General features: G+C 50.2%; 2 protein-coding genes. Both read right to left on the bottom strand.

Translation table 11 applies throughout. The features are described from left to right. Nucleotides 1-111 precede the first annotated feature (111 nt). Nucleotides 112-1,545 carry an aldehyde dehydrogenase family protein gene (locus Q0239_RS00790; protein WP_298596880.1) on the bottom strand — a complete coding sequence of 478 codons (1,434 nt, stop codon included), beginning with the start codon at nt 1,543-1,545 and terminating at the stop codon, nt 112-114. A gap of 117 nt (nt 1,546-1,662) precedes the next feature. Beyond that, on the bottom strand, nt 1,663-4,413 hold the full coding sequence (locus tag Q0239_RS00785; RefSeq protein ID WP_298596877.1) for a TonB-dependent receptor: 2,751 nt from the start codon (nt 4,411-4,413) through the stop codon (nt 1,663-1,665). Nucleotides 4,414-4,522 lie beyond the last annotated feature (109 nt).

Here is a 4,522-nt window from a genome sequence, read left to right as displayed (position 1 = left end):
GGCCATAGCGCCCATCCCGTAAAAGACGCGCGTGTGCCAAGGAAGCGGTGGCGTAGGAATTGGCGATTGCGAGATTGGTTCTAACGGTGGATTAACGGTCGCCATGACAATCTAATTTTTGATTTCTGAGCCGAGGACAGATTTGTATTCCAGAAATTCATCAAATCCAATCTCGCCCCATTCACGGCCATTGCCTGACTGCTTATAGCCGCCAAATGGTGCGTTGAAATCCGCATGGGCCGCGTTCACGAAAACTTGGCCCGTGCGCATCTTTCGAGCCACTTCGACAGCTTCTTGATGTTCGCCCTGAACATAGCCGGACAAGCCATAGGGCGAATCATTGGCGATCTCGATCGCGTTATCAACCGTGTCGTATGCAATGATGCTCAGCACAGGTCCGAATATCTCTTCTCGTGCAATTGTCATATCATTGCTGACATTTGAAAAGATCGTTGGCGCAATAAAATAGCCGCTCCTAACACCATCGGGCCTGTCTGCGCCGCCGGTTTCCAGCTTGGCGCCTTCTTTGACACCTTCTGAAATCAGCCGCACAATTTCTGCATGCTGACGTTTCGTCGCAATCGGGCCGATAGCCGGCGCCGGCGCATCCCAACTTGTCGCCAGCGGGATGGATTCGGCGACCTCAACTGCAATTCTAGTGGCCTCTGCCACTTTGTCTGACGGAACCAGGAGGCGCGTGCCCGCTGTACAAGTCTGGCCCACATTACTCATAATCCCTTGAACAGCCCTGCCAACAGCATCCTTCAAATCGGCACTTGGCAAAACAATATTGGCTGACTTGCCGCCAAGCTCGAGCGATACTCTTTTGATCGTATCCGCCGCTGCCTTTGAGACGTTGGCTCCGGCCATCGTAGACCCAGTAAAGCTGACCATATCAACATCTGGATGCTCAGCTATGGACGCACCCACTACTCTACCAGGTCCATTGACAAGATTGAACACACCAGGAGGCACACCAGCTTCGTGGATAACCTCAGCCAGCAACAGTGAATCCAGGGATGCTTGTTCAGCCGGCTTCAGAACGATCGTACAGCCTGTTGCCAATGCCGGCGCAACTTTGCACGCAACCTGGTTCAACGGCCAATTCCACGGAGGGATCAACCCGCAAACGCCAATGGGTTCGCGTCGTATGGCTGTAGTGCCTTGAATCTTCTGAAACTCAAAACTCTCCAGAACTTTGGCCGCGGTTGAATAATGGGCAATGCCGGCCGGGACTTGCGCCCTGCTTGACCACCAAGTTGGTGCTCCCATTTCCATGCTAATTGCTTCTGAAAACTCGTCAGCTCGAGCTTTGATTCCAGCCGCAATCCGTTCCAACATGGCCCTGCGATCTTCAACGCTAGATTGGGAAAACTCCTTGAACGCCTCCCTGGCTGCTGCCACCGCACGAGCGACATCATCTTCTCCACCGCCAGCAACGGTTGCACAAACTGTTTCGGTGAGGGGATTCACAACCTCAAATATTGACGGATTCAATGGATCAACCCATTCGCCGCCGATATACAGTTTGCTGTGTATTTTCATTTGATATGCCTCTTCTATGTGCTGCTTGCTCAGTCAAAAAAGTTGCGATCAGACTTTCGCCTGATCGCTAGTCTTTGCTCACCAAATTCCCAGCATCTGGTAGAGCGGAGAGTTCTACTAAAACTTGCCGCGCAGGGTCAGTCCATAGGTCCGTGGCTCTTGGACAAATGCACCACGTGCTCGCTGGCCAGAGAATCCTCTAAGCGGAATATTGAATGTCAAAAACCTTGTCCGCACATCAAAAAAGTTGCGAGCCCAAGCCTCAATGGTGAACTTCTCATTTGCAGTTCTAAAACCAAGGCGAAGATCCAACTTCGCGTTCGATTTCTGGATATCAAATGGTGCCGCAATGGCGGCTGCCACCGCGTCCCGTACTTGAGCTTCGGTCGTCAGACCAAAGGTCGCAGGTCTTTCAGTAGGCAAAGTACTGGTGCGCCTTTTTGATTCATAACGAACCGAGAAACCTGCGAACATCGAGGCGCCGCTTGTGTTAATCTCGGTATCAACATTGGCACCACCAATCACAACCAATTTTGGCGCATTCGTGAATTGCTGACCGCACAATGCAGTGACAGAGCCGTTGAAATTCGCATCTGTCGGATCAAATGTGGTGCAATCATCGGGATATTTGGCGTCTGTATAAGTGGCAGCCAGGTTTAGGGATAATGCGTCAGACAACGCATAGGCTGATTCAAATTCCACACCCTTGGAGCGCGCTTTATCGACATTGAATGTGCTAAACCTTGTGCCATCAAATTCCAGCACCTGAAAATCCGAAAGATCAGAATAGAACAAGGCAATATTTGCCCAGGCCCGGTTGTTCAGGAATACGGATTTGAAACCCAATTCAAAGGCATCAATTTTCTCTGAGCGGAATCGCGGATCTGCACCGCCAACCGCAGCGGAAACATCAAGGTTAAATCCACCGGACTTAAATCCATGCGTAAATCCACCATAGACGAAGGTTTGATCTGCAACTTCGTAGCTTAAATTTGCAGTATAGGTGAGCTGGTCATCCTTGAAATCTCTGTCAAATGGTTGTGGGATTAGATTCAAGTATGAAGTCACAAATGTATTTGCCGCGTTCGTATTTGCAAATTGGGTGAAGAAATTATTTGGGTCGCTAGGATCATATAGACCGGAATTGAATATCCAACAGTTCGATTGAACAACTGATGCCAGTCGTGCGGGTCCCCCTGCGCCAAAGAAACCATTCGTCCCATTGTACAGACCAAAATTAGGTGAAGTTAAGCTTGTCAAATTGTTGAATGTTGCCTCGCAGGCGTTGTGCTGTCCGGGAACTTGGTGGCCGACTTGGGCATCTTTCTTTTCAGTGATGTATCGAGCACCAAGCGTCAGATTTAGCCCGTCAGTAAGCTCCAGCACATTGTGAGTGAAGACCGAAAAAGAACTGCCATCTTGCTGTGCCCTTGGCGCGGCATAGTCGCCAGCTGCATCTACGCCGTTAGAAGCGAAATTCAGTTCATTGAATACAGGCTGACCAAAAGCCCCAACGCTAACCGCTTCCTGCATCTGATCTAAGAAAAACAACGTGTATTTCTGGTCGATTTTTTCATGCGAGTAGTAGGCGCCAATGATCCAATCCAAAGCGCCGTCAAATGACTCGCCTTGCAATCGCAATTCGTGTGACGTCGACTTGATGCTGGTCCCGTTAAGTGGATCCAAATCTATTCCAGGATTGAGGGCTCTGATTTCAGGGCAGTCGCCGACCGCATAGACATTCAATGCGGTATAGTCACCGCGACAAGAATCAGCATTCGATTCGCCATAATAACCTAGATAAGAGAGGTTTGCGAAAGGCAATTCCACATCATACGTGGCGCCAACATTCCAACCGTTATAAGGGTTGGTATAGTTGCTGTCGTTCGCCAACCCTTCTTTTAGGGCTCGGCGACCAACAAAGTCAGCCCCTGCTGTTCCGCCAAATGCAGAAAATGGTGCCGAGTTAGCCTGAATAAAGGGTGAGTCATTCAACCACACCGCCGAACAACATTGATCATCCCCTCGAGAATAACCAGCAAATAGACGCAAAACGCCTGCATCTTCTAAGTCAAATAGCAACTGTCCGCGAACGGAAGATCGGTCTATCGAGCTAGAATCATATCCGTCCGGGCCAATAACATATCCATCACGCACAGCATGCGAGCCAGAGACCCGAAGAGCTACTTTTCCTTCAGAAACCGGAACATTAAACCCGCCGCGAACCTTGAACAGATCGTAATTGCCGGCGGAAACATCGAAGAATGCTTCTGTATCATCAAGGTTTGGCTTGTTGGTCTTTATGACCAAAGCGCCTGCCGAAGTGTTGCGACCAAAAAGCGTACCCTGCGGGCCCCTTAGGACCTCAACTTGCTGAACATCATTCAATTCACCAAGGACCGCACCTGGGCGCGGGATGTAAAACCCATCCACAAATGCGCCGACCGAACTTTCAATACCAATATTGTTACCGGTGGTTCCAATCCCGCGCAAACGAAGCGTCAGCCCGCCAGTCGTACTATCCGAGGAGTTCATCTGGTAGCTAGCGGCGGCCCGCTCCAAATTTGTAATGTCTGAAACGCCGGTACGCACCAACATTTCGGCATCTACGACTGTAACGGCAATCGGCGTCTCAACAATGGACTGTTCGCGCTTTGTAGCGGTGACGATTATTAGATTTCGGTCGCTCTCTGGTTCGCTCTGCGCTTGCGCAGAAGGGGCCTCCTGCTGAATATCATCATTTGCCGATGCAATCCCAGGCGCGCCCATATAGCCAAGGGCGGATGCAATCAAAGCAAATCTTGAGGTTTTGCCCCAAAAATCAGATTGATCGCCCAAGTTTAGTTTGTTGTGATCGTTGTTGCTCAAGATACCCTCCTCAGGTGCCGCAAAATAATTTTGCTTATTTCTATAGCTATCAGAGCAGGTCGCGTCCGTCAAGGTGGTGTAATTTCGGCTGTGGCCGTGGGCCATCGTC

Source organism: uncultured Sphingorhabdus sp. (assembly GCF_937872355.1).
In the GTDB taxonomy this organism is placed as follows: domain Bacteria; phylum Pseudomonadota; class Alphaproteobacteria; order Sphingomonadales; family Sphingomonadaceae; genus Sphingorhabdus_B.
This window is presented reverse-complemented; position numbering and strand designations above follow the sequence as displayed.